Here is a 24,996-nt window from a genome sequence, read left to right on the forward strand (position 1 = left end):
CCGTTTGTGGCGCCTTCAGCGAAAGCACCGGCCTATCTAAGTGATAACACTTTACCTCGCGGAAGCAACCCTCAACCCCTCTCGGTCGTCGGTTCCATCGGGGCGGGTGCTGATTGTCACGTCCGCAAAAGAGCGGATCCACCGACCTTTGTCACATCTCCCGGTGTTAGCTTTCTGAGCTGACCTGTGCGGGCGAACCTGTGTGGCAGATGAGCACACATGAACGAAGCGGAGCGGAACGGACCCATGGGACGAGCGGAAGAGAGACGAGCGCGACAGCGTGGTGGCCGCCGCGCGGCGCCCCCGACGCGCTCGTCCGGTACGGCGACGGGGCCCGCCGACCTCTCCGGGCCCGAGCCCACCGTCATAGGCGGCCGTGCCGCGGCGCGCAGGGCCGCCAAGGGCAAGGCGGGCCGCGGCAAAGCGGGCAAGGGCAACGGCAAGGAGGGCAGGAGCTTCATACGCCGGCTCTTCACCTGGAAGAAGATCGTCGGGACCTTCTTCGTGCTCTGTCTGCTCGGCATGGGCGCCTTCGTCGCGCTCTACATGATGATCAAAGTCCCCGACGGCGGCAACCCCGACGCGACGCTGCAGAGCAACGTCTACAAGTACAGTGACGGCTCGCTGCTGACGCGCGACGGTGAGAAGAACCGCGAGATCGTCGACCTGTCCAAGGTGCCCAAGGACGTCCAGCACACCTTCGTCGCCGCTGAGAACAAGACCTTCTACGAGGACAACGGCGTCGACCTCAAGGGCACCGCCCGAGGCATCCTCAACACGCTCTCCGGCAAGGGCGCGCAGGGTGGTTCGACGATCACCCAGCAGTACGTCAAGAACTACTACCTGACGCAGAACCAGACCATCTCGCGCAAGCTGAAGGAACTGGTCATCTCGCTGAAGCTGGACCGGACGAAGAGCAAGGACTTCATCCTCGCCGGCTACATCAACACCAGCTACTACGGCCGCGGCGCGTACGGCATCCAGGCCGCCGCCCAGGCCTACTACCACGTCGACGCCCAGAAGCTCTCGGTCCAGCAGGGCGCCTACCTCGCCGCCCTCCTCCAGGCGCCCAACCAGTACGACTGGGCGATCGCGACCCCCACCGGCAGGAAGCTGGTGCAGGCCCGCTGGAACTACGTCCTCGACAACATGGTCGAGAAGGACTGGCTGGACAAGTCCAAGCGCGAGCAGATGACGTTCCCGACCCCCAAGGCCCCCAAGGCCGCACCCGGCATGGGCGGCCAGACCGGCTACCTGGTGGACGCGGCCAACGCCCAGCTCGCCAAGCGGCTGGTGGCCCAGGGCACGGCGGACAACTTCAACGACGCCATGAACGTGGTCAAGGCCGGCGGCTGGACCATCACGCTCAACATCGACAAGAAGAAGCAGGCGGCGCTGGAGAAGGCCGCCAAGTCGCAGCTGACCAGCAAGCTCGACCCGAAGAAGCGCTCGGTCGACGGTGAGGTCCAGGCCGGTGCCGCCTCCGTGGACCCGAAGACGGGCGCGGTCGTGGCGATGTACGGCGGGCAGGACTACTACAAGCACTACCGCAACAACGCGACCCGCACGGACTACCAGCCCGCGTCGACGTTCAAGCCGGTGATCCTCGCCGCCGCCCTGGACGAGGCCGCCGAGACACAGGGCGGCAAGGCCATCGGCGCGAACACGATCTACGACGGCACCAGCAAGCGCCAGGTCGTGGACAGCAACGGCAACAAGGTCGGCTTCGCCCCCGAGAACGAGGACAACCAGAGCTACGGCCCCATCACCGTCCAGACGGCGATGAACCAGTCCGTGAACTCCGTCTTCGCGCAGATGGGCGTGGACGTCGGCATGGACAAGGTGCTCAAGGTGGCAAGCCAGCTCGGCATGGACACGGCCGGCCTCAAGCCGGTGCCCGCGCAGACCCTCGGCACCATGGGCGCGAGCCCGCTGCAGATGGCCGGGGTCTACGCGACGCTCGACAACCACGGCAAGCAGGTCACCCCGAGCATCATCAAGTCCGTGGAGAACAGCAGGCATTCGGTCACCCTGCCGAGCCCGATCGGCGAGCAGGTCATCAGCCGCGAGGCCGCCGACACGGTCACCTCGGTGCTGACGGGCGTGGTCGACGACGGCACGGCCAAGACGTCGGTGCAGGCGAACGCCAACCGCGACGGCCGCAAGGTCGCCGGCAAGACGGGTACCTCCGACGAGAACCGTTCCGCCTGGTTCAGCGGCTTCACGCCCGACCTGGTCACCTCGGTCGGCCTGTTCGGCGAGTCCAAGAGCGGCGCGCAGGTCTCGATGTACCACGCGGGCGGGCTGCCCCGCGTCAACGGTGGCACCTTCCCGGCGCAGATCTGGGCGGCGTACACCTTCGGTGTCTCCGCCACGGGCCTCAAGTTCGACCTGGACACCACGCAGGGCGCCGCGGTCCAGCCGACCTGGACGCCGTCGCCCACGGCGTCCCCGAGCCGGACGCCCAGCCCGTCGGCGACGACCAAGAAGCCGACCCAGACGCCGACTCAGACACCCACACAGACGCCGACCCAGACGCCCACGCAGACGCCGACGCAGACCCCCACGCAGACGCCGACGCAGACGCCGACCAACCCGGCAGATCCGCTCAACCCCAACGCTCAGTAGTAGCGGCCGAAAAGCGAAGGGCGCCCGGTGACCACCGGGCGCCCTTCGCGTACCGCCCTCAGTTCTGGTTCAGCTCGAACCAGACCACCTTCCCGGTGCTCAGCCGGGTCGCCCCCCACCGCCGCGCCAGCCTGTTCACCAGGTACAGCCCGCGACCGCCCTCGTCCGTCGCCCGTGCCTGCCGCAGCCGCGGCAGCTGCGGTACGTCGTCGCCGACCTCGCAGCGCAGCACGTCGGTGCGCAGCAGCCGTAGCGTGACCGGGCGGGACGCGTACCGGACGGCGTTCGTGACGACCTCGCTGACGAGGAGCTCCACGGAGTCGCTCAGGTCCTCCATGCCCCAGCGGGACAGCGCGCGCCGGGCCAGTCGGCGGGCGCGGCCGGGTGCCGCGTCCTCCGGCTCCAGGAACCAGTACGCCACATCGCTCGGCGCGATCCCGTCGAAGCGGGCGGCGAGCAGCGCGATGTCGTCGTCCCGGTCGCCGGGGCCGAGCATGTCGAGCACCTCGTCGCAGAGCGCTTCCAGCGGCGGCGGATGGTCGGGTCCGGTCAGCTGGGCGGTCGCGGCGAGCTTCTCGCGCAGCTGCTCTATGCCGGTCCACACGTCCCGCAGCCGGGACTCGACCAGGCCGTCGGTGTACAGGAGCAGCGTCGCCCCGGCCGGTGCGTCCAGCTCCACGGCCTCGAAGTCGACGCCGCCCACACCGATCGGCGCACCCGGCGGCACCCGCAGCACCTCGGCGCGGCCGCCCAGGTGCAGCAGGACCGGCGGCGGATGCCCGGCGTTGGCGATGGTGATGCGGTGCGAGACCGGGTCGTAGACGGCGTAGAGGCAGGTCGCCATGCGGTCGGAGCCGAGGCGCTGGGCCTGCTCGTCGAGGTGGTGCAGGACCTCCTGCGGGGGCAGGTCGAGTCCGGCCAGGGTCTGGGCCGTGGTCCGCAGCTGGCCCATGATGGCCGCGGACGTCATGGAGTGGCCCATCACGTCCCCCACCACCAGCGCGACCCGGCTGCCGGGCAGCGGGATGGCGTCGTACCAGTCGCCGCCCACCCGCGCGGTCTCCGCGGCGGGCAGATAGCGGGACGCCAGCCGCACACCGGTGGGCCGCGGGAGGGTCTCCGGCAACATGGTGCGCTGCAGCTCGTCGGCGATGTACGCCTCGCGGCCGTACAGCACCGCCTTGTCGATGCCGAGGGCGCTGTGCGTGGCGAGCTGGGCGGCGACCAGCAGGTCGTCCGCCTCGAAGGCCATGCGCTCGGGGCGGCGCAGGAAGAGCGCGGCGCCGATCACCCGGCGCCGGCCGCGGAGCGGGGCGAGGATCGCGCGCTGTCCGTCGGGTACGAGGAACTCCCCGCCGTCGCCCAGGAGTTCGGGCAGGGCGGCGCGGGCGGCGGGCGCGTCCGTGAAAACCGGGCGGACCCCGCGCAGCACCTCGGCGAGCGCGCTGCCCGGCCGTACCTCGCACAGTTCGGCGCCGACCGCGTCGAGCCCCGTCATCTCCGGGGGCTCCGGCTGCAGGGCGGGCGAGAAGCCGCCCTCGGTGTCCCGCTCCGAGGGGATCCGGTCGGTGCGCCGCAGCCGCAGCACGAGCGGGCCGGTGGGCCGCTCGTCGCCGACCGGCAGCGGGTCGCGCAGATAGACGAGGATCGCGTCGGAGAAGGTCGGCACGGTGGCCCGGCACAGGCCCATGACGATCTCGTCGAGGTCGATGCCGCGGGCGATCCGCCGGGTCGCGGCGCCGACGAACCGCAGCCGGTCGCCGTCCCGTCGCATCGGCGTCGGCTGCCCGGGCGTCGTCATCCCCTGGCCGGTGCGGCGCTCCTGGGCGCCGACCCCCTGCGACCGGTCCTGCGCGCCGTCCGGCTGGTCCGGGATGGTCTCGGGGACGGGGCGCGGGCGGTGCGTGCCGGGTTCCACGGCGTCTGCGGCGGCGGGCTGCGAGTGCTCGGGGCCGGTGGTGTCGGAGGGGGGGCGAGACCGGGTCCTTTCCCTGGCTTCCTTTGCTGCACGGCGTGGCCGTGCCCGGGGTCGACGGGGTCTCCCCGGTGCGCGCCTGTGCGGGTAAGGCGGCCGTGGGGGAGGGCGTCTGGGTGTGCAGGAGCGCCCCGCGGGGGTCCGCGGGGTCGGCGCCCGGCTGCGGGCGCTCGAAGGACATGGGGTGCTCCGTCACGCGTGTCGAATCCGTCCGTCCGGGGCTGCGCATCGCGAGCGCAGTTGGTCCCGCAGGAATCCCGATACCCGGAATACGTGTCCCCGGAACGGATTTCCCGCGTGGTCAGAGGCTGTTGTCGTGCCACCGGCGAACCGTTCACGGCTCGCTGCGGTGTTGCCCTCGTACCCCTCGCTCACGTCCTGCCGCCCCTCGGTGACGATCGGTCAAGCCCAGCGCCTGCTCCGGCAGTTGCTGCCGCACCCTTGCGGAGGACGATCCTACGGTTGTGGACCGGGGGCGCATCAAGAGTCTCACGTGGACACATGCGCGGGCGTACGGTCCCAGTCCTCCGGCAAAGACGGTACAGCCCAGGACGGATCCGGGCGCCAGTGCTGCCAGCCGTCGCTGAACGGTGAGCCCCAGGCGCGGATCACCTCCACCGCCGACCGGCCCGCCCTGCGCACCTGTTCGGCGGCCGACGCGTCCATCAGCCCGTCCTGCTGGGCCTGCGCGAACTCGTCCTCGTCACGCCAGTGCCAACTGCGGTCCGGGTGCACCGAGATGTCCAGGAAGTGGTCCTCGGAGTCGACCCCGCCGTCCCAACGCACGAGCGGCGACTCGAGATTCACGTACCAGTTCTTGAACTGCCAGCCCGGCTCCCAGAACAGCCACACCGACCAGGGCTCACCGGGGCGGGCCAGCTTGAGGACGCCGGTGCCGAACCAGTGGTCGAGCTGGACGGTCCGGGGCTTGGTGTAGCGGGACTGGAGGGGCTCGACGTGCACCGGGGTCCCGTCGGCGAGGACGGGCCGCACGCACTCGGTGCCGGGCGCCAGCCAGACGGCGAGCAGTTCGTCGTCGTCCCGGACGACGGTGACGGGGCGTGCGATGTGGAAGCGCTCGCCGGCGTTCTCCCGGTAGCGCCACAGAACCTGTGTCCCGGGGGTCCAGAACCCCGTCCGCACCGCCGCAGCCGCGTCCGCTTCCGCTCTCATCGCTCCACCCTCTGCCATGCACAGATATTAGGTGCCCCCCGCATACGACGCTGCGGCGCGCGTCACGGTTCGCGACGGTGCGACGAATGGTTACGGATGCGTCATCCGCAGGACATCCAGGGCCTCGTCGAGCTGTTCCGCCGTCAGGTCGCCGCGCTCCACGTACCCGCTCTCCAGGACGACTTCGCGGATCGTCTTCTGCTCCGCGAGGGACTTCTTGGCGACCTTGGCGGCCTCCTCGTAGCCGATGTACCTGTTGAGCGGAGTGACCACGGAGGGTGAGGACTCGGCGTACTCGCGGGCCCGTTCCCGGTTCGCGGTGATCCCGTCCACGGTGCGGTCGGCGAGCAGCCGGGAGACGTTGGCGAGCAGCCGGACCGACTCCAGGACGTTCCTGGCGATGACCGGCAGCATCACATTGAGCTCGAAGTTGCCGGCGGCCCCGGCGGCGGCGACGGTGGCGTCGTTGCCCGTGACCTGGGCGGCGACCATGAGCACGGCCTCCGGGATGACCGGGTTGACCTTGCCGGGCATGATCGACGAACCGGGCTGGAGGTCGGGCAGGGTGATCTCGGCGAGGCCGGTCCGCGGCCCCGACGCCATCCACCGCAGATCGTTGGCGATCTTGGTCAGCCCGACGGCGACCGTCCGCAGCTGTCCGCTGGTCTCGACGATCCCGTCCCGCGCGCCCTGCGCCTCGAAGTGGTTGCGCGCCTCGGTCAGCGGCAGGCCCGTGACGCGGGCGACCTCCTCGATGACGGCGGCGGAGAAGCCGGGCGGGGTGTTGATGCCGGTGCCGACCGCCGTCCCGCCGAGGGGCAGCTCCGCGAGGCGGGGGAGGGCGGCGTACAGCCGTTCGACGCCGTAGCGGATCTGGGCCGCGTAGCCCCCGAACTCCTGCCCCAGGGTGACCGGCGTGGCGTCCATCAGATGCGTCCGCCCGGACTTCACGACGTCGGCGAACTCCTCGGACTTGCGGGTGAGGGCGTCGGCGAGGTGTTCCAGGGCCGGGATCAGGTCGTGGGTGACGGCGGCGGTGGCGGCGATGTGGATGGAGGACGGGAAGACATCGTTGGAGGACTGGGAGGCGTTCACATGGTCGTTGGGGTGTACGTCCCTGCCGAGCCGCTCGGTCGCGAGGGTGGCGATGACCTCGTTGGTGTTCATGTTCGACGAGGTGCCGGAACCGGTCTGGAAGACGTCGATCGGGAAGTGCTCGTCCCAGTCCCCCCGGGCGACCTCCCCGGCCGCCTCCTGGATCGCCTCGGCGATGTCCTTGTCGAGCACCCCCAGCCGCGCGTTCACCTTCGCCGCCGCGCCCTTGATCCGGGCCAGGGCCTCGATGTGGGCGCGCTCGATGCGCTGGCCGGAGATCGGGAAGTTCTCGACGGCACGCTGTGTCTGGGCCCGCCACTTGGCGTCGGCGGGGACGCGGACCTCGCCCATGGAGTCGTGCTCGATGCGGTAGTCGTCGCTCATGCCCGTATAGCGATCGGAGAGGCGGGGATGTTCCGGACCTTGGGCCGGCCGGGGGCTGTCCCGCGGGCCGGTGCTGTCGTCAGCGGCCCGGCGTGCCGAACCGGCCGGTGCACACGGGCATTTCGGCCACCTCGGCGCAGGCCTGGGCACCGCGCGGGTCCGGCGCGGCCAGCATCGGGCTGCTGAACCCGTCGGACTTGTCGCCCTGGTACTCCGCGGACAGCTCGTCCTGGCCCGACCTGATCCAGATCTGCCGCGCGCCGCCCGTGCGGGTGCGCAGCTCGGACCAGACCGTGGCGCAGGACGGCGAGAACCGCAGCAGCACCACCTCGGCGGACCTTGAGACCGTGCTCTCGGTGCGCGCGTCCCGGGCGCAGGTCTCGGAGGTGGGGAGTTCCCCCTGGCACTCGCTGCCGTGGCAGGAGGCGGTCGTCCTGGGCGCCGCCGTGCGGTCGGGGTCCAGGACGTCCGCGGCGGCCGCGGTGACCGCCACGGTGGCGGCCATGGTGGCGAGGGCGACGACGGCGCGACTCGGCCGCGGGATGCGGCGGCGCCGTACGGCGGCGGGCGGCACGGACGGGACCGGCTGCCGCTTCGCGACCATCGCCCCGTCGGCCTGCGCCCGTGCCGCGGAGTCCCAGAGGGCGAGCAGCGGGCCGGGGTCGGCGTCGGCGAGCCGTCCGAGCGCCACGACGGCGGCGCGGGGCGGGAACTGATCGCCGTTCAGATAGCGGTGCCAGGTCGACTTGCTGAACGGGGTGACACCGGCCAGTGCGGCCAGGCTCAGCCCCGTCCTCTGCTTGAGGGCACGCAGCCGCTCCGTCAGGAGCCGCCCGTCGTCCTGCGACGCGTCGGGCAGCGGCTGCCTCTGGACCGTCACGTGGCTCTCCATCTCGCTCCCTCGCCCTACCGGGGTGACCGCCCTGATGTGTTCCCGGCGGCGGCGCCCGGCCATTCCGCGATCACCGGAATATGAAGGGGAGTTGACTGAGTTGACCTGCGATTGCGCCGACTGGGGGTGTGATCGGCGGATTACCGGACGGCAGCTCCCGGCGGGCCGGTGCGGCCCGCCGGGAGGTACCGGGATCACGACCGGTGCGGGCGAGGGGGCGTCAGCACCAGCGGACGGTGCCGAGGTTGTGCACGTAGCGGGCGGAGACCCAGCCCCTGTGGTGGGCGAGCCGGTACCAGCGGTGGTTGCCGCGGACGTTGGAACCCCGCACCTTGCAGGTGACGGCCACGTCGGAGCCCACCGCCCGCGAGCCGACGACGCGGTAGCCGGTGCCCGGCCCGGAGCGCACGTTCAGCGGCAGACGGTGCGTGACGACGTGACCCCAGGTGTGGTTCCTGATGATGTGCCGGATGTGGCGGATGTGCCGGATGTGCCGGACCTGGCGGTGGTGACGCGCGGCACGGCCCTTCGTGTGGTGGCACTTCGGTGCCTTGGGCTTGGCGGGCAGCGTCGACGGCGCGGGGGCCGGCTGCCACGCCGGTACGGAGATCTGCGGGGGAGTGGAGTTCAGCGCGTGGGCCTGCTGCGGGGCCGGCCCGGCGGAGGCGACGGCCGCCACCGGGAAGACGGCAACGACCGCGAACGCGGCCACAAGGCCGCTGCGCAGTGAGCGTCGGATCATGGGTTTGTCCCTCCGAGTTGACCTGCGGATCACGGGCTGTGATCCAGTCAGCACGGAGCGTTTCCGGCGAACTTCCCAAAGATGCCGTCCCACCCGTTCCTGGGACGAACTGGGACGACGTTCAGTCGCTACCGCAACAGCACGGCATACCGCCGCCGTCCCGGGACTGTGTCCTCACCCCCGCCCGCCTGGCGTTCGGGCCTTCCCCTCGCCTGGCGTTTGGGTGTTCCACCGCGCCTGGCGTTTGGGTCTTTCAGACCGTGCGGCGGTTTGGGTCTTTCAGACCGTGCGGCGTTCGGGTTCTTCAGCCGTCCGGCGTTTGGGTCTCTCAGACCGTGCGGCGGTTTGGTCTTTCAGCCCGTCCGGCGTTTGAGGACGAGGCCGTTCAGGCCGATCGGGGTCCGGGGCGGAGCCCCGCGAGGGGTGCGGGGGCAGAGCCTCGAAACGGGGTGCTGGGGCGGAGTCCCGCGAGGGGTGCAGAGCCCCGAAACGGGGTGCTGGGGCGGAGCCGCGCGAGGGGTGCGGGGGGCGCGGTCCCTGAGGGGGTTCGGGGGCGGAGCCGCGCGAGGGGTGCGGGGGGCGCGGTCCCTGAGGGGGTTCGGGGGCGGAGTGCCGCGAGGTGCGGGGGGCGCGGTCCCTGAGGGGGTTCGGGGACGGAGTCCCGCGAGGGGTGCAGGGGACGCAGTCCCCGCCGGGGGTGCAGGGGCGGAGCCCCTGGTGGGGTCGAAGGGGCGGCAGCCCCTGGGGATGGGACGGGTAGGGGCGGCGGGGGCGAGATCCGTCCCCGCCGCACCCGCAGGCGCTACGCCAGCCCAGGCCCCCGCACCGGGATCGACGTGAACGTCGGCGCCGGCGCCGGGTCCTGGAAGAAGTCGTTGCCCTTGTCGTCCACCACGATGAACGCCGGGAAGTCCTCGACCTCGATCTTCCAGACCGCCTCCATACCGAGCTCCTCGTACTCGACGACCTCGACCTTCTTGATGCAGTCCTGGGCGAGCCGTGCGGCCGGCCCGCCGATGGAGCCGAGGTAGAAACCGCCGTGTGCATGGCACGCGTCGGTGACCTGCTTGCTGCGGTTGCCCTTGGCGAGCATCACCTTGGAGCCGCCCGCCGCCTGGAACTGCTCGACGTAGCTGTCCATGCGCCCGGCCGTGGTCGGCCCGAAGGAACCGGACGCGTACCCCTCGGGAGTCTTCGCCGGGCCCGCGTAGTACACCGGGTGGTCCTTCAGGTACTGCGGCATCTCCTCGCCCGCGTCAAGCCGCTCCTTGATCTTGGCGTGCGCGATGTCGCGGGCCACGACCAGCGGACCGGTGAGCGAGAGCCGGGTCTTGACCGGGTACTTGGTCAGCTCGGCGAGGATCGACTCCATCGGCTGGTTCAGGTCGATCTTGACGACGTCCCCGTCCTGCTCCAGGTGCTCGTCCGTCGTCTCCGGCAGGAACCGCGCCGGATCCGTCTCGAGCTGCTCCAGGAAGACACCCTCTGCCGTGATCTTCGCAACCGCCTGGCGGTCGGCCGAGCAGGACACGGCGATCGCGACGGGGCACGAGGCGCCGTGCCGCGGCAGCCGCACCACACGCACGTCGTGGCAGAAGTACTTGCCGCCGAACTGCGCTCCGATGCCGATCTTCTGCGTCAGCTCGAAGACCTTCTCCTCCAGCTCCTTGTCACGGAAGCCGTGACCGAGCTCCGAGCCCTCGGCCGGGATCTCGTCCAGGTAGTGCGCGGAGGCGTACTTCGCGGTCTTCAGCGCGTACTCGGCGGACGTACCGCCCACCACGATCGCCAGGTGGTACGGCGGACAGGCGGCCGTGCCCAGTGAACGGATCTTCTCCTCCAGGAACTTCATCATGGAGGCCTCGTTCAGGACGGCCTTCGTCTCCTGGTACAGGAACGACTTGTTGGCGGAGCCGCCGCCCTTGGCCATGAACAGGAACTTGTACGCGCCGCCGTCCGTGGCGTACAGCTCGATCTGCGCCGGCAGGTTGGAACCGGTGTTCTTCTCGTCCCACATGGTCAGCGGGGCCATCTGCGAGTACCGCAGATTGAGGTTGAGGTACGCGTCGTAGATGCCCTTCGACAGCGCCGCCTCGTCGCCGCCCTCGGTGAGCACGTTCTGTCCGCGCTTGCCCATGACGATCGCCGTGCCGGTGTCCTGGCACATGGGGAGCACGCCCGCGGCCGCGATGTTCGCGTTCTTCAGCAGGTCCAGCGCCACGAACTTGTCGTTGCTCGACGCCTCGGGGTCGTCGATGATGCGCCGCAGCTGGGCCAGGTGGGCGGGCCGCAGATAGTGCTGGATGTCGTGAATGGCCTCCTCGGCGAGCTTGCGCAGCGCCTCCGGCTCCACCTTGAGGAACGTCCGCCCGTCGGCCTCGAAGGTGGACACACCTTCGGAGGTCACCAGCCGGTACGGGGTGGTGTCCTCTCCCATGGGGAGCAGATCGGTGTACGCGAACTCAGGCATCTCAGCCCATTCCTCACTCGACAGACGGCGCCCGCCGTCATTGGCGGGCGCTCACCAGCGTAGAACCTGCCGCTGACACCGGGCTTGTGAGGTAGGGCTCAGTTCGAAGCCGTATGGGTTTTCCACAGGTTCCGATGAGGGGTAGTCGCGATCTATCGCGTTTCGGTACGCTGCTGTCGTGGACCTTCAGAAGAGCGACCGACACCAGGACACGGCACCGCGGGTTTCCGAACTGCGCGCCTCGGACGCCGACCGTGACCGCATCGCCGACCTCCTGCGCGACGCCCTCGCCGAGGGCCGCCTGACCGCCGACGAGCACGCCGAGCGCGTCGAAGGCGTGCTCGCCGCCAAGACGGTCGGCGAACTGGAGGTCTTCATACGGGACCTGCCCGCGGCCCACCAGCATCGCGCGGCCCCCGCCTTCGCCGCTGCCCCGAGCCGCCCCACGGTGGGCGCGATCCCGGCCGACCCCGACGACAACGTGGTGGCGGTGTTCAGCAGCGCCGTCCGCAAGGGCCGCTGGCGCGCGGGGCGCCGCATCCATGCGTACGCGATCTTCGGCAGCGTGGAGATAGACCTCAGCGAGGCCCTCTTCGAGTACCAGCAGGTCGCGATCAAGACGTTCTCGTTCTGCGGCAGCGTCGAGATCCGCGTCCCGGAGAACGTGTCACTGCGCGGCATCGGCGGCGGAGTGCTCGGCAGCTTCGAGGTGGACAACCTCGACTCGACGGAAGCGAACGCCCCGGTGGTCTATGTCGACGGCTGGGCCGTGCTGGGCAGCGTCGAGGCGCGGCCGAAGCGGGGCAAGCTCGTCGCGGACATCCTCGACCGCGTCCAGCACAAGGTCGACAAGAGTTTGCGCAAACGCCTGAATCGTTGACGGTTGTTAATTCGGGCGCGCCCGCAGGGTATTGGTCCACCCGCGGTCGCGCGCCCGAGGCGCTCGCGAGCACGCGAAATCCAGCGGTTCGGAACTCAGTGCATAGGCGCGCGCACAGCGGGTAGGCCTTGCTGCATCGTCGCTCGCTCGCGAAGCCGTCGTCAGGAGTAGACCGTGCTGCAACCGCCGCATTCGTCCCTGCAGGTAGCTGCCGTTCCGGCCCAGCGGGTGCCAGTGCGGGACAGGGACCAAGACGCCCCATGGCACACCGAGGCGGTGTGCCGGCGCGATGAGGCCGGCCTGTTCTTCGCACCGTCCAAGGAACCCACCGCCGCCCGGCTCTCCCGCGAGGAGGCGGCCAAGCGCGTCTGCGCCCGCTGTCCCGTCATGGTCGAGTGCCGCGAGCACGCGCTGCTGCAACCGGAGCCCTACGGCGTCTGGGGCGGCCTCACCGCCGCCGAACGCCGCGTGGTCCTGGCGCGCAGGCGCCGCCGCGAGATGGAGCTCAAGAAGACGGCCCGCGCGCAGGGCCGCATAGCGGCAGCGGGCTGACCGGCCCCGTACGCACACCGATGGGGCGCCCCCACCGCACCGGGGGCGCCCCATCGCTGTCATAGCCGCCGGCGCTGCTGGAGCCCGGGGTGCCGCACTCCCCTAGGGGCGCGGGGCTGTGTCGATCTGCGGCTCCGCCGCGTGGGCGCGATCAACCACGAACTACCCGCACCCGCCAACGTGCCAAGGCCCTCGAGCTATTTGGCGCGATCAAAATCAATCGCGCTGTAAGCGCGCAACTTGCTCAGCCGATGCTCGGAGTTGATCTGCCGCACTGTCCCCGACTTCGACCGCATGACGATCGACTCGGTGGTGGCGGTCTCCGACCGGTACCGAACCCCCCGCAGCAACTCCCCGTCCGTGATCCCGGTCGCCACGAAGAACACGTTCTCACCGGCGACCAGGTCGTCGGTGGTGAGCACCCGGTCGAGGTCGTGCCCGGCCTCGATCGCCCGCGCCCGCTCCGCGTCGTCCTTCGGCCACAGCTTGCCCTGGATCGTCCCGCCCAGACACTTCACGGCGCAGGCGGAGATGATCCCCTCCGGGGTGCCACCGATCCCGAGCAGCATGTCGACGCCGGTGCCCTCGCGCAGCGCGTAGATCGACCCGGCGACGTCACCGTCGGAGATCAGCTTGATGCGCGCGCCTGCCTCCCGGATCTCCTTGATGATCCCCTCGTGCCGCGGCCGGTCGAGGATCACCACCGTCACGTCCTCCGGGGTGGAGCGCTTGGCCTTGGCGACACGGCGGATGTTCACGGACACCGGCGCGTCGATGTCGACGAAGTCGGCGGCCTCGGGCCCGGTGACCAGCTTGTCCATGTAGAAGACGGCGGACGGGTCGAACATCGACCCGCGGTCCGCGGCCGCCAGCACGGCGATCGCGTTCGGCATGCCCTTGGCCGTCAGGGTGGTGCCGTCGATGGGATCGACGGCGATGTCGCACTCGGGCCCGGTCCCGTCACCGACGCGCTCGCCGTTGAAGAGCATCGGGGCCTCGTCCTTCTCGCCCTCGCCGATGACCACCACGCCGTTCATCGACACGGTGGAGACGAGGGTCCGCATGGCGCGCACCGCGGCGCCGTCGGCGCCGTTCTTGTCGCCCCGCCCGACCCAGCGGCCCGCCGCCATCGCGGCGGCTTCGGTCACCCGGACGAGTTCGAGGGCGAGGTTGCGGTCGGGGGCTTCGCTGGGGACTTCGAGCTCGGACGGCAAGTGATGATGCTCGGTCATCGAGGCGCACCTTTCTGATACGACGACGGCCGGATGAGGGTTCGACCCTCGACTCTATCCTCAGTCCGACAAAATGAGCAGGGGACCCCACGGATGAGCGAGCCGGGCACCTGCGACGATAGGGGGCGTGGCAGGTTCGAACGGCAGGCAGAAGACGGTCCGGGACATGATTCTCTCCCTGGGCCTCATCGGGATCGCGGCGGCGCTCATCTATGTGTTCATTCCGCACGACGACTCGCCTCCCGACCTCCCGCGGGTCGACTACCGCGTCGAACTGCTCACCGCGCGCCGCGCCGCCGCCTACCCGGTGGCCGCACCCGAGGGCCTGTCCAAGGACTGGAAGGCGACCTCGGTCCGCTTCCAGGGCGACCAGTTCGACGCCTGGCACCTGGGCTTCCACACCCCCGACGGTCAGTACGTGCAGATCGAGCAGTCGACTCAGAAGCCGTCGACCTTCATCGACCAGGCGACCCAGGGGTCGAACGCGACGAAGGCCACCGAGGAGATCGCCGGCCGCACCTGGACCCGCTACACCGGCGGCCGCTACGACGCCCTGGTGCTCCCCGGCAAGGGCTCGACGACGGTGGTCGCGGGCACGGGCTCGTTCCAGCAGCTGACGGAGATGGCGCGGGCGCTGAAACTGGCCTAGTGAGCCGGTCTTGAATCGGTAGCTCGCCTCCACCGCCCGCCCCTTCAGATGGACCAAGGCCGCCGACCAGATCATCGACCGCATCTGCCACTACTGCGACAGGATCTGCGGACCGGGACACTGGTCCCCGCCCGCGGGACCGCACGGGAAAGGCCCCCGGCTTCGTCGCCGGGGGCCTTTGTCCTGCGGGGTCGCTCAGACCCGTCCGTCCTGCGGGGTCGCTCAGACCCGTCCGTCCTGCGGGGTCGCTCAGACCCGTCTGTCCTGCGGGGTCGCTCAGACCCGTCTGTCCTGCGGGGTCGCTCAGACCGTCGTGACGACCTGGTCGTACTCGAGGCGCGGGGAGCGCGGGAACCAGGCGTCCTCGCCCGGCTTGCCGATGTTGACGACCATCAGGGGAGTGTGGTCGTCGTCCAGGAACTCCTTCTGGACGCCCGCGAAGTCGAGGCCGGTCATCGGGCCGGCGGCGAGGCCGGCGGCCCGGATGCCGATGATGAAGTACGCGGCCTGCAGCGCGGCGTTCAGACCGGCGGCACCCTCGCGGGCCGGGCGCTCGGAGAAGAAGACGTCCTTGGCGGCCGGGAAGTGCGGGAAGAGGGTCGGCAACTCCTCGTGGAACTCGTTGTCCGCGGAGAGGATCGCGACCAGGGGCGCGGTGGCGGTCTTGGGCTGGTTGCCCTCGGCCATGTGCTTGACCAGGCGCTCACGGGCCTCGGCGGAGCGGACCAGGGTGACGCGCAGCGGCGACTGGTTGAAGGCGGTCGGGCCGTACTTGACCAGGTCGTAGATCGCCTGGATCTGCTCGTCGGTCACCGGCTCGTCGGTGAAGGTGTTGGCGGTACGGGCCTCGCGGAAGAGCAGGTCCTGGGCGGCGGGGTCAAGAACGAGAGACATGCGGGAACTTCCTCGGGATGGCGCCGGGATCCGATCCGGACCGTGGTCCGGATCGACTGACGAGACCGACGGTACGCGAAGGAAGGTTCAAGGTTCAACAATAAGCAGGGCGTGGTGATCCGCTTCACAGCGGAGCGCCGCCACCGCCCCTCGTCGAGCGCTACTTGCCGCCGGCCTCCTCCGCGGCGTCCTCCTCCGCGAGGGCCGCGTCCAGCCGGGCGCGCGCCCCGTCCAGCCAGCGCCGGCACACCTTGGCCAGCTCCTCGCCCCGCTCCCAGAGCGCCAGGGACTCCTCCAGCGTCGTACCGCCCGCCTCGAGCCGTCGTACGACCTCGATCAGCTCGTCCCGTGCCTGCTCGTAGCCGAGCGCCTCATCCACCTTGCTGGTCATCCGCCCACCCTATGCATCGACTCGGACCGTGCCCTGTTCCCGTGTTCTCAGCGTTCCCGGTCGGCCCGGACCACCGTGAACTCTCCCTCGGCCACCCGCGCCCGCAGTGTCTCCTCCGCCCCCACCTCGTCCGGAGCCCGGACGACATGCCCGTCGGACTTCTGCAGCACCGCGTAACCACGCTTCAGGGTCGCCGCGGGGGAGAGGGCCACCACGCGGGCGTGCGTGTGCGTCAGCTCGGAGGCGGCGCGGTCCAGGAGATGCCCGAGCGTGCGCCGCGAACGGTCGACCAGCGAGGCGACATGATCGGCCCGCTCGTCGATCATCCGGTGCGGATCCTGTATCGAGGGCCGGGCGAGCGCCTGGGCGAGCCCGCGCTCCTCCCGCTCGACGAGTGCCTGGACGCACCGCCGGGCCCGGTCGCGCAACTGCTGCACACGCTCGTACTCCTCCCCGACATCCGGTACGACCTTCTTGGCGGCGTCGGTCGGGGTGGAGGCCCGCAGGTCGGCGACGTAGTCGAGGAGCGGGTTGTCCGGCTCGTGCCCGATCGCCGACACGACCGGCGTACGGCACGCGGCGACGGCGCGCACGAGCTGCTCGTCGGAGAACGGAAGGAGGTCCTCCACGCTCCCGCCCCCGCGCGCGACGATGATGACGTCCACCTCGCCCGCCTCGTCGAGCTCCTTGACGGCCTGCACGACCTGCGGGACGGCGTGCACGCCCTGCACGGCCACGTTGCGCACCTCGAAGCGGACGGCCGGCCAGCGGTGCCGGGCGTTCTCCAGGACGTCCCGCTCGGCGGCCGAGGCCCGGCCGCAGACCAGTCCGATGAGCTGCGGCAGGAAGGGCAGGGCCTTCTTGCGCTCGGGCGCGAACAGCCCCTCGGCGGCCAGGGACTTCTTCAACTGCTCCAGCCGCGCGAGGAGTTCACCGACCCCCACGGGCCTTATCTCGGCGGCCCGCAGGGACAGCTGCCCCCGCGGCGCGTACCACTCCGGCTTCGCGAGGACGACGACCCGCGCACCCTCGCTCACCACATCGGCGACGGCGTCGAACACCTGCCGGTAGCAGGTGACGCTGACGGAGATGTCGTACGAGGGGTCCCGCAGGGTCAGGAACACGACCCCGGCGCCGGGCCGCCGCGAGAGCTGAGTGATCTGCCCCTCGACCCAGACGGCCCCCAGCCGGTCGATCCACCCACCGATGAGCCGCGACACCTCACCGACGGGCAGGGGCGCTTCCGGGGACGTGTTGAGAGCCATGCCGCGAGGGTAACGGCCAGGACTGACAACTCCGGGCTGCGCTCTCCAGCCCGAAAGCGGGGGTCTGGGGGCGCAGCCCCCAGGGACGGGACCGGCAGGGGCGGCGGGGGCGACCCGATCTTCGCCCTCCGGCCGCGGCCTTACGATGGACCGCATGACTGCTTCGCCTGGCCGCCGTGTCCTGCTCGCCGCCCCCCGGGGCTACTGCGCGGGTGTGGACCGCGCCGTGATCGCCGTCGAGAAAGCCCTGGAGCAGTACGGGGCTCCGATCTATGTCCGGCACGAGATCGTGCACAACAAGTACGTCGTGCAGACCCTGGAGAAGAAGGGTGCCGTCTTCGTGGAGCGCACGGAGGAGGTCCCCGAGGGGAACATCGTGATGTTCTCCGCGCACGGCGTGGCCCCCGTCGTCCACGAAGAGGCCGAGCGCGGCAAGCTCGCCACCATCGACGCGACCTGCCCGCTCGTCACCAAGGTCCACAAGGAAGCCGTCCGCTTCGCCAAGGAGGACTACGACATCCTCCTGATCGGGCACGAGGGCCACGAGGAGGTCATCGGCACCTCCGGCGAGGCCCCCGAGCACATCCAGCTCGTCGACGGGCCTGGGGACGTCGCCAAGGTCGAGGTCCGCGACCCGTCCAAGGTCGTCTGGCTGTCCCAGACCACCCTCTCCGTCGACGAGACCATGGAGACCGTCGACGCGCTGCAGGAGAAGTTCCCGCAGCTGATCTCCCCGCCCAGCGACGACATCTGCTACGCCACGCAGAACCGGCAGCTCGCGGTGAAGCAGATGGGCGCCGAGGCCGAGCTGGTGATCGTCGTCGGCTCCCGCAACTCGTCCAACTCCAAGCGGCTCGTCGAGGTCGCCAAGCTCGCGGGCTCGCGCGAGGCCTACCTCGTGGACTTCGCCGACGAGATCGACGAGGCCTGGCTGGAGGGAGTGTCCACGGTCGGCGTCACCTCCGGCGCCTCCGTCCCGGAGGTCCTGGTCGAGCAGGTCCTGGAGTGGCTCGCGCAGCGCGGCTTCGAGGACGTCGAGATCGTCAAGGCGGCCGAGGAGTCCATCACGTTCTCACTGCCCAAGGAGCTCCGCCGCGACCTGCGCGAGGAGGCGGCGGCGCTGATCGCGGAGCGAACCGGCACCTCGCCGGAGTGACTGTCAGTCGTCCGTCGTAACGTAGAGCCATGCAGATCTTCGGTGTGGACATCGGTGGATCCGGGATCAAGGGCGCCCCGGTGGACCTGGACAAGGGTGACCTGGCTCAGGAGCGCTGCAAGGTGCTCACTCCGCACCCGGCGACACCCGACGGCGTTGCGGAGGGCGTGAAGCAGGTCGTCGAGCACTTCGGCTGGACCGGCCCGGTCGGCCTGACCTTCCCCGGGGTGGTCACCGGCGGATCCACCATCCGTACGGCGGCCAACGTCGACAAGAGCTGGATCGACACGGACGCCCGCGCGTTGTTCAGCGACCGCCTGGGCGGCCTGCCGGTGACCGTGGTCAACGACGCGGACGCGGCGGGCGTCGCCGAGATGCACTTCGGCGCGGGCCGCGGCCGCCGGGGCACGGTCATCCTGCTGACCTTCGGCACCGGAATCGGCAGTGCCCTGTTCGTCGACGGCACCCTGGTGCCCAACACCGAGCTGGGCCACCTTGAGCTGCACGGCCACGACGCGGAGAAGCGCGCCTCCAGCAAGGCCAAGGAGGACGGCGAGCTGACCTGGGAGCACTGGGCGCACCGCGTGCAGAAGTACCTCGCCCATGTCGAGATGCTGTTCTCACCCGAACTGATCGTCATCGGGGGCGGCGTCAGCCGTAAGTCCCAGAAGTTCCTGCCGTTCATCGACGGCATCAAGGCGGAGATCGTCCCGGCGCAACTGCAGAACAACGCAGGCATCGTGGGCGCCGCGATGCACGCCGCGGAGGGCTGAGGCCGGGCCTAGTACCGGGGCGGGCGGCGGTCGCCGGTGCGTCGGTGGCGCGCCAGGGCCGCCTTGCGTCCCATGACGATCAGGCCCGCGACGAGGGTTCCCCCGTACAGCCACCCGGCCTGGGTGGCCAGGGCCGTCACCAGGCCCATCAGTCGGCCGAGCAGTCCGCCGCTGCCGTCGGCCACCGGGAGCAGGCCCGCCGCGAAGGCGATCGGTACGACGACGGGTGCGGTCGCCAGGTCGCTCTTGCGCACCCAGACCGCGGTCAGCAGGCACACCGGCAGGAACAGCACGCCGTACAGGGTCAGTGACGCCCCGAACAGCAGCTGGTCGAGACAGCCGAGCGCGAACATCACCGCCCCGCTGAACAGTCCGCTGCCCAGCCCGGTCAGCCGCGGGTTGGGCAGTCGCCGTACGGCCTCGGCCGGCGGCGGGCCGGGCTGCCGCGCCGCCGGGCGGGAGGCGGGCCGGCGCTGTCCGGCAGGTCGCGCACCACCGCCCGCACCCCCACCGCTTCCGCCGCGCTTCGCCTGCGGGGGCAGCGGGGGCGTGCCGCGTCGTGCTTGGTTGTGCGGTGGTCCCGACCCGTGTTGCTCCACCGGACCAACTTAGGTCGGTTTATGTGCGCAATCGCCCCTCAGACACGCCGAGGGGCGGAGCCTGGCCACGCGTTCGACGGGGAGCCGGGGCGGGGACCGGTACGCCGTAGACTTGTGGATCGGCCCGCCCGTGCACCGAAGAAGGACCGGGCCCACCGCCCCAGTCCCCTGATGTCTCTCACGTACGGGAAGTCGCAACGTGTCGCTCACGATCGGAATCGTCGGTCTGCCGAATGTCGGCAAGTCGACCCTGTTCAACGCCCTGACCAAGAACGACGTGCTCGCGGCCAACTACCCGTTCGCCACGATCGAGCCCAACGTGGGCGTCGTGGGCGTCCCCGACCCCCGGCTGACGAAACTGGCCGAAATCTTCTCCTCGCAGCGCATCCTCCCGGCGACCGTCGACTTCGTCGACATCGCGGGCATCGTGAAGGGCGCGTCCGAGGGCGAGGGCCTGGGCAACAAGTTCCTCGCGAACATCCGTGAGTCCGACGCGATCTGCCAGGTCATCCGCGCGTTCAAGGACGAGAATGTCGTGCATGTCGACGGCAAGGTCTCGCCGAAGGACGACATCGAGACGATCAACACCGAGCTGATCCTCGCCGACCTCCAGACCATCGAGAAGGTCCTGCCGCGCCTCCAGAAGGAGTCGCGCATCAAGAAGGACGTGGCTCCCAAGGTGGCGGCGGTCGAGGCGGCGAAGGAGATCCTGGAGAAGGGCGACACGCTGTTCTCGGCGGGCATCGTCCAGGGCTCCGGCAACGAGGAGCTCCTCCACGACCTGCATCTGCTGACCACGAAGCCCTTCCTCTACGTCTTCAACGTCGACGAGGACGAGCTGGTCGACGAGGACTTCAAGGCCGAGCAGCGCGCCCTGGTCGCCCCCGCCGAGGCGATCTTCCTCAACGCCAAGCTGGAGGCGGACCTCGCCGAGCTCGACGAGGCGGATGCCATGGAGCTCCTGGAGTCCGTCGGCGCCGAGGAGCCGGGCCTGACGACCCTTGCGCGCGTGGGCTTCAACACTCTCGGCCTGCAGACCTACCTCACGGCCGGCCCCAAGGAATCCCGCGCCTGGACCATCAAGAAGGGCGCCACCGCCCCCGAGGCCGCCGGTGTCATCCACACCGACTTCCAGAAGGGCTTCATCAAGGCGGAGGTCATCTCCTTCGAGGACCTGGTCGAGACCGGCTCGGTCGCCGAGGCCCGCGCGAAGGGCAAGGCGCGGATGGAGGGCAAGGACTACGTGATGCAGGACGGCGACGTGGTGGAGTTCCGCTTCAACGTGTGAGCGGCCGGAAGGGGCCGGGCTCCGTGAGCCCGGCCCCTTCCGCGTTCCCGTGCCGACCTGGAGCGGGCTGCTACCTGCGCTTCGGCGGGGTGAGCTGGTCGAGATCCAGGCTGATCTCGAAAGGCACAGGCCGCTTCAGGGTGCCCCGGAAGATGCCGGCGGGCGCGTAGACGCCGGTCGGTTCGTCCGGTCCTGGCCGGGCAGGGGCAGCCAGACGAAGGCCATGTCCGTGTCGCCGTCCGCCAGGCCGGCCGTCGGGTCGTCCCAGCTCACCTGGCGCAGGCGGACGGCGCCCTCGGGATGCGAGGCCGTGAAACGGGAGCGGATCGCGGGCAGCAGACCGCCGCGGCCGGGGCTGGTGCTCATGCCCACCACCAGCGTGCTGCGCTGCGCGGCCCGCGCCTCCGCGACCACGGACGCCCCCCTGCGCCCAGGCCTCCAGTACCCGCCGGGCGTGCGGCAGCAGCGGCGCGCCCTCCGCGGTGAGCGCCACGCCGTGCCGGTCGCGCCGCAGCAGCTCCACCCCCAACTGCCCCTCCAGCGCCCGGATCTGCTTGCTCAGCGCGGGCTGCGAGACGTACAGGCGCTCGGCCGCGCGCGTGAAGTGCAGCTCTTCGGCGACCGTGACGAAGTACCGCAGGTCCCGCACATGAACGTCCGCCGTCATAGCCATCGGTTGTCACCGTAGGTCTTGGACGGGCAACTCGCCACAGGAGCAGCCTGGTTCAGGAGTTGCACAGGGAGGCACTCGCAGCGTTGCTCGGAGAGGGTGGGTTGTCGTGAACAAGGTGTGGCTGATCACCGGTGCCGGCAGCGGGCTCGGGCGGGCCATCGCCGAGGCGGCCGTCGCCGACGGTGACGTCGTGGTCGGGGCCGCGCGGCGGCCCGAGGGGCTGGACGACCTCGTGGCCGCCCACCCCGACCAGGTCGAGGCGCTGCGGCTCGATGTCGCGGACACGGCCGCCGCCGGACCTGCGGTACGGGACGTGGTGGCGCGGCACGGGCGGATCGACGTCCTGGTCAACAACGCCGGCCGCGGTCATGTCGGTGCCTTCGAGGAGACCACCGAGGACGAGCTGCGCGCCCTGTTCGACGTGCACGCCTTCGGCCCGGCCGCCCTGGTGCGCGCCGTACTGCCGTACATGCGCTCGCGGTGCTCGGGCGCGATCGTGCAGATGAGCAGCATGGGCGGGCAGACGTCCTACCCCGGCTTCTCGGCGTACAGCGGGACGAAGTTCGCCCTGGAGGGCATGTCCGAGGCGCTCGCCGGCGAGGTCGCCGAGTACGGCATCAAGGTCCTCATCGTCGAGCCGGGCGCCTTCCGTACGGCGCTGTACGACGGGACGCAGGCCAGCGCCGACGGCGGGGCGTACGCCACCGTGGGCGGCACGCGCGCCATGGTCGACGCCGGCTTCGACGAGCGGGCGGGCGACCCGGCCAAGGCGGCGGCGCTCATCCTGGCCGCGCTGGAGGCGGAACAGACCCCGCTGCGCCTGCCGCTCGGCGACGACGGCGTGAGTGCGGTCCTCGACCACCTCGACCAGGTACGCGACGACGTCCTCGGCTGGGAGAAGCGCACCCGCCGCACGGGCTTCCGCGACTGAAGCCCCCGACAGGCTCTCAGATCCCGTCCACCCACGCCACGGTGAACGGCTCCTCGGGCACACCCGGGCCCATCGGGCCGCCCTTGTCGAACTGCGAGCGGACCACCAGCAACCGGCCCTGGACGCGGGCGAGGGTGGTCGGGATCTGCAGGGCGGGGTCGGTGAACCGCCGCTCCAGGCGGGCCGAGGTGCCGTCCGGGGAGAGCCGCCAGCGGCTGAGGGTGTTGGTGGTGTTGTGCGCGGCCCACAGCGTGCCGTGCGCCAGCTCCAGGCCGTCGCCGTGCTTCAAGTCACCGCCGTCCAGGGCCACTTGGCGTACGGATCCGGAGCCAGTGCCCACCCGGTACAGGCCGCCGCCCGTCATGTCGACGGCGAGCAGGTACCGCCCCGAGGGGGCGACGACTATGCCGTTGAGGAGGAAGCCGTCGGAGGGTGCCACGGTGCTCAGGTCGTAGGCGGCGTCGAGCGTCGCGCTGCCGCCGCGGGCGCGGCCCAGGTCGGCCGGGGTGACGCGGTAGACCACCGGGCGGGAGCTGTCGGTGAGGTAGGCCGTGCCGTCAGGGCCGAGCGCCAGGTCGTTGACGAAGGAGGGGGATGACGTCCATGCCCGTGTCCGAGCGCCTCGGCTCCCACCTCAAGCGGGCCGAACAGGCTCTCAGCGCGACCAAGGCGGCCGTCCTCAAACCGGCCGGTGTGACGGTGGCGCAGTACTCGGCGCTGCTCCACCTCTCAGAGAACCCCGGTATCTCGGCCGCGGCTCTCGCCCGCCTGTGCGGAGTCACCCCGCCGACGATGAACACGGTCCTGAACAACCTCCAGGACCGCGCCCTGATCGCACGCACCCCCCACGAGTGGCACAAGAACGTCCTGGAGACCCGTCTCACCGACGAGGGCCGCGCGGTGATGGCCGACGCGGACGCCCGCGCCGTACGGGTCGAACGGGCTCTGGCCGCCGAGTTCACGGATGAGGAACGCGAGGCGCTGGCCGGGCTGCTGGGGCGGTGCGTGGCGCTGCTGGAGGCGGAGCGCGGGCGGGCGTAACGGAGGCAGGGGGTCCTCTTCTCCTCACCGCACGCTTACCATGCGCCCAGTCGTACGAGTTCCGTACGCCCGTTCTGTGCGTCAGTCGTCCGAACCAGGAGCACGGCAGCCGTGTCCACACCACCCCCGCCGCCCGGGCCGTACCCGTACCCGCCCTGGGAGCAGGGCTACCGCCCGTACAACACGCCTGCGCCGGTCAACGGGGTCGCCATTGCCTCCCTGGTGCTCGGCATCCTCTGCTGCGTTCCGGCCCTCGGGCTGCTCCTCGGGCTGGTCGCGCTGCGCCAGATCAGCAGGACGGGTGAGCGGGGACGCGCGATGGCCGTCAGCGGCGCGGTCCTCTCCGGTCTCGGGCTGGTGCTGTGGGTGGCGGTGCCGGTCGGCGGTGCCGCGCTCGACGGCTGGGTGAAGGACACCGCACGCGACCACGGCAGCGCCTACTCCCTCACCAAGGGGGAGTGCTTCGACTCCCCGAGCGGTTCCCTGGACGGCGTGGCCTACGACGTCGACAAGGTGCCCTGCACCGGCCTGCACGACGCCGAGGTCTTCGCCACCTTCAAGATGCCCGGCGGCGCCGCCTACCCCGGCGACGGCGAGATCACGGACGCCGCCGACGCCAGGTGCTACGCGCTGCGCTACGGCTACGCCATGGACGCCTGGGCCGTGCCCGACGACGTCGACGTGTACTACCTGACGCCGAGCCGGGAGAGCTGGCGCTACGGCGACCGCGAGGTCACCTGCCTGTTCGGCAACACCGACGAGAAGGCCGGCATCGAGGGTTCGCTGCGCAACGACGAGCAGATCCTGGACGCCGACCAGGCCGCCTATCTCAAGGCCGTCGACGTGGAGAACGCCGCCCTGGACCGGCAGCCCACGGACAGCCCCGACGACGATCTGCGGGCCAACCGTCAGTGGGCCGGGCAGATGGCGGCCGCGCTCGACAAGGAGGCCCGGATGCTGCACGACCACTCCTGGCCGGCCGCCCTGCGGACGCCGGTCGTGACGGTCGCCAAGGAGGTCGTGGCACGACGGCAGGAATGGGCGGACGCCGCGAAGGCCGGTGACGCGAACGGCTTCTACGAGCACTACGACCTCGTCATGGCGCTCTCGACACCCGACGCGGCCGTCACCGCCCGCAAGGCTCTGGGCCTGGACGCCACCCCGCCCGAGTCCAAGGACGCGGACGACGACGGGAGCGGCACCTCAGGCGCCTCCGAGTTCGAGGTGTGACCACGGCTATAGCGGGGAGAAAGTGCCTGCGTAAAGCCCCCCGCAGACACATGTCATCACATCGAGTGATTCTCTGGCCTTTG

At 70.7% G+C, this 24,996-nt stretch carries 21 protein-coding genes and 2 pseudogenes; 10 read left to right on the forward strand and 13 right to left on the reverse strand.

What is annotated here, in order from left to right; translation table 11 throughout:
• The first annotated feature begins 246 nt into the window (after nucleotides 1-246).
• Entirely contained in the window at nucleotides 247-2,628 is a 2,382-nt protein-coding gene (locus ACIBW9_RS21325; protein WP_398957201.1) for a transglycosylase domain-containing protein, read from the forward strand.
• Between the two features lie 58 nt (nucleotides 2,629-2,686).
• Here ACIBW9_RS21325 and ACIBW9_RS21330 read toward each other — a convergent pair.
• The 6 genes and pseudogenes from ACIBW9_RS21330 to ACIBW9_RS21355 all read right to left on the reverse strand — a co-directional run bounded on the left by ACIBW9_RS21330 (nucleotide 2,687) and on the right by ACIBW9_RS21355 (nucleotide 11,359).
• Nucleotides 2,687-4,799: pseudogene (locus ACIBW9_RS21330) on the reverse strand (SpoIIE family protein phosphatase).
• Between the two features lie 293 nt (nucleotides 4,800-5,092).
• A complete protein-coding gene (locus ACIBW9_RS21335; protein ID WP_398957203.1) occupies nucleotides 5,093-5,794 on the reverse strand; it encodes a DUF402 domain-containing protein in 702 nt (233 codons plus the stop codon).
• 72 nt (nucleotides 5,795-5,866) lie between these two features.
• Nucleotides 5,867-7,255 (reverse strand): class II fumarate hydratase, encoded by a 1,389-nt coding sequence (locus tag ACIBW9_RS21340; RefSeq protein WP_398957205.1) that lies wholly within the window; start codon nucleotides 7,253-7,255, stop codon nucleotides 5,867-5,869.
• Between the two features lie 79 nt (nucleotides 7,256-7,334).
• On the reverse strand, nucleotides 7,335-8,135 hold the full coding sequence (locus ACIBW9_RS21345; protein ID WP_398957207.1) for a DUF2690 domain-containing protein: 801 nt from the start codon (nucleotides 8,133-8,135) through the stop codon (nucleotides 7,335-7,337).
• A 232-nt stretch (nucleotides 8,136-8,367) separates the two neighbouring features.
• Nucleotides 8,368-8,889, reverse strand: coding sequence for an SH3 domain-containing protein (locus ACIBW9_RS21350; protein WP_398957209.1), 522 nt, complete (start codon nucleotides 8,887-8,889; stop codon nucleotides 8,368-8,370).
• Between the two features lie 802 nt (nucleotides 8,890-9,691).
• Nucleotides 9,692-11,359 (reverse strand): fumarate hydratase, encoded by a 1,668-nt coding sequence (locus tag ACIBW9_RS21355; protein ID WP_398957211.1) that lies wholly within the window; start codon nucleotides 11,357-11,359, stop codon nucleotides 9,692-9,694.
• A gap of 178 nt (nucleotides 11,360-11,537) precedes the next feature.
• Here ACIBW9_RS21355 and ACIBW9_RS21360 point away from each other — a divergent pair, with 178 nt between their 5' ends.
• On the forward strand, nucleotides 11,538-12,239 hold the full coding sequence (locus ACIBW9_RS21360; protein ID WP_398957213.1) for a DUF1707 domain-containing protein: 702 nt from the start codon (nucleotides 11,538-11,540) through the stop codon (nucleotides 12,237-12,239).
• Between the two features lie 174 nt (nucleotides 12,240-12,413).
• On the forward strand, nucleotides 12,414-12,791 hold the full coding sequence (locus ACIBW9_RS21365) for a WhiB family transcriptional regulator (RefSeq protein ID WP_115906155.1): 378 nt from the start codon (nucleotides 12,414-12,416) through the stop codon (nucleotides 12,789-12,791).
• Nucleotides 12,792-12,988: 197 nt separating this feature from the next.
• Here the strand turns inward: ACIBW9_RS21365 and glpX are convergent, their stop codons facing one another.
• On the reverse strand, nucleotides 12,989-14,023 hold the full coding sequence (gene glpX, locus ACIBW9_RS21370) for a class II fructose-bisphosphatase (protein ID WP_398957215.1): 1,035 nt from the start codon (nucleotides 14,021-14,023) through the stop codon (nucleotides 12,989-12,991).
• 127 nt (nucleotides 14,024-14,150) lie between these two features.
• Between glpX and ACIBW9_RS21375 the strand changes: the two genes are divergently transcribed.
• A complete protein-coding gene (locus ACIBW9_RS21375) occupies nucleotides 14,151-14,672 on the forward strand; it encodes a DUF4245 domain-containing protein (RefSeq protein WP_398957217.1) in 522 nt (173 codons plus the stop codon).
• 303 nt (nucleotides 14,673-14,975) lie between these two features.
• On the opposite strand, the gene ACIBW9_RS21380 is transcribed toward ACIBW9_RS21375, so the two are convergent.
• From ACIBW9_RS21380 to xseA, 3 genes are all read right to left on the reverse strand, one after another.
• The gene (locus tag ACIBW9_RS21380) at nucleotides 14,976-15,566 is read right to left on the reverse strand and encodes a malonic semialdehyde reductase (protein ID WP_398957219.1); all 591 of its coding nucleotides are present in this window, start codon (nucleotides 15,564-15,566) and stop codon (nucleotides 14,976-14,978) included.
• Between the two features lie 160 nt (nucleotides 15,567-15,726).
• A complete protein-coding gene (locus tag ACIBW9_RS21385; RefSeq protein ID WP_398957221.1) occupies nucleotides 15,727-15,957 on the reverse strand; it encodes an exodeoxyribonuclease VII small subunit in 231 nt (76 codons plus the stop codon).
• Nucleotides 15,958-16,004: 47 nt separating this feature from the next.
• Entirely contained in the window at nucleotides 16,005-17,222 is a 1,218-nt protein-coding gene (gene xseA / locus ACIBW9_RS21390; RefSeq protein ID WP_398957223.1) for an exodeoxyribonuclease VII large subunit, read from the reverse strand.
• Between the two features lie 145 nt (nucleotides 17,223-17,367).
• Here xseA and ACIBW9_RS21395 point away from each other — a divergent pair, with 145 nt between their 5' ends.
• Together ACIBW9_RS21395 and ppgK are read left to right on the forward strand one after the other, a co-directional pair.
• Nucleotides 17,368-18,378, forward strand: a complete 1,011-nt coding sequence (locus tag ACIBW9_RS21395) for a 4-hydroxy-3-methylbut-2-enyl diphosphate reductase (protein WP_398957226.1) — start codon at nucleotides 17,368-17,370, stop codon at nucleotides 18,376-18,378.
• 29 nt (nucleotides 18,379-18,407) lie between these two features.
• The gene (gene ppgK / locus ACIBW9_RS21400; protein ID WP_398957228.1) at nucleotides 18,408-19,151 is read left to right on the forward strand and encodes a polyphosphate--glucose phosphotransferase; all 744 of its coding nucleotides are present in this window, start codon (nucleotides 18,408-18,410) and stop codon (nucleotides 19,149-19,151) included.
• A gap of 8 nt (nucleotides 19,152-19,159) precedes the next feature.
• On the opposite strand, the gene ACIBW9_RS21405 is transcribed toward ppgK, so the two are convergent.
• Complete coding sequence (locus tag ACIBW9_RS21405) at nucleotides 19,160-19,750, reverse strand: DUF6542 domain-containing protein (protein WP_398957230.1); 591 nt, start codon at nucleotides 19,748-19,750, stop codon at nucleotides 19,160-19,162.
• Between the two features lie 199 nt (nucleotides 19,751-19,949).
• Between ACIBW9_RS21405 and ychF the strand changes: the two genes are divergently transcribed.
• Nucleotides 19,950-21,038: a redox-regulated ATPase YchF gene (ychF, locus tag ACIBW9_RS21410; protein ID WP_398957232.1), complete on the forward strand. Its 1,089-nt coding sequence runs from the start codon at nucleotides 19,950-19,952 to the stop codon at nucleotides 21,036-21,038.
• Between the two features lie 186 nt (nucleotides 21,039-21,224).
• Here the strand turns inward: ychF and ACIBW9_RS21415 are convergent.
• Nucleotides 21,225-21,705, reverse strand: a pseudogene (locus ACIBW9_RS21415) (LysR family transcriptional regulator); the annotation flags it as partial.
• Nucleotides 21,706-21,817: 112 nt separating this feature from the next.
• On the opposite strand from ACIBW9_RS21415, the gene ACIBW9_RS21420 reads away from it, so the two are divergent.
• A complete protein-coding gene (locus tag ACIBW9_RS21420; protein WP_398957234.1) occupies nucleotides 21,818-22,642 on the forward strand; it encodes an SDR family NAD(P)-dependent oxidoreductase in 825 nt (274 codons plus the stop codon).
• Between the two features lie 16 nt (nucleotides 22,643-22,658).
• Here the strand turns inward: ACIBW9_RS21420 and ACIBW9_RS21425 are convergent, their stop codons facing one another.
• Nucleotides 22,659-23,165, reverse strand: a complete 507-nt coding sequence (locus ACIBW9_RS21425) for a hypothetical protein (RefSeq protein ID WP_398957237.1) — start codon at nucleotides 23,163-23,165, stop codon at nucleotides 22,659-22,661.
• Nucleotides 23,166-23,236: 71 nt separating this feature from the next.
• Here ACIBW9_RS21425 and ACIBW9_RS21430 point away from each other — a divergent pair, with 71 nt between their 5' ends.
• Together ACIBW9_RS21430 and ACIBW9_RS21435 are read left to right on the forward strand one after the other, a co-directional pair.
• Nucleotides 23,237-23,683 (forward strand): MarR family winged helix-turn-helix transcriptional regulator, encoded by a 447-nt coding sequence (locus ACIBW9_RS21430; protein ID WP_398957239.1) that lies wholly within the window; start codon nucleotides 23,237-23,239, stop codon nucleotides 23,681-23,683.
• 111 nt (nucleotides 23,684-23,794) lie between these two features.
• Nucleotides 23,795-24,913 carry a DUF4190 domain-containing protein gene (locus tag ACIBW9_RS21435; protein ID WP_398957241.1) on the forward strand — a complete coding sequence of 373 codons (1,119 nt, stop codon included), beginning with the start codon at nucleotides 23,795-23,797 and terminating at the stop codon, nucleotides 24,911-24,913.
• Nucleotides 24,914-24,996 lie beyond the last annotated feature (83 nt).

Origin of the sequence: Streptomyces sp. NPDC049541 (assembly GCF_044465725.1) — a bacterium.
Lineage (GTDB): Bacteria > Actinomycetota > Actinomycetes > Streptomycetales > Streptomycetaceae > Streptomyces.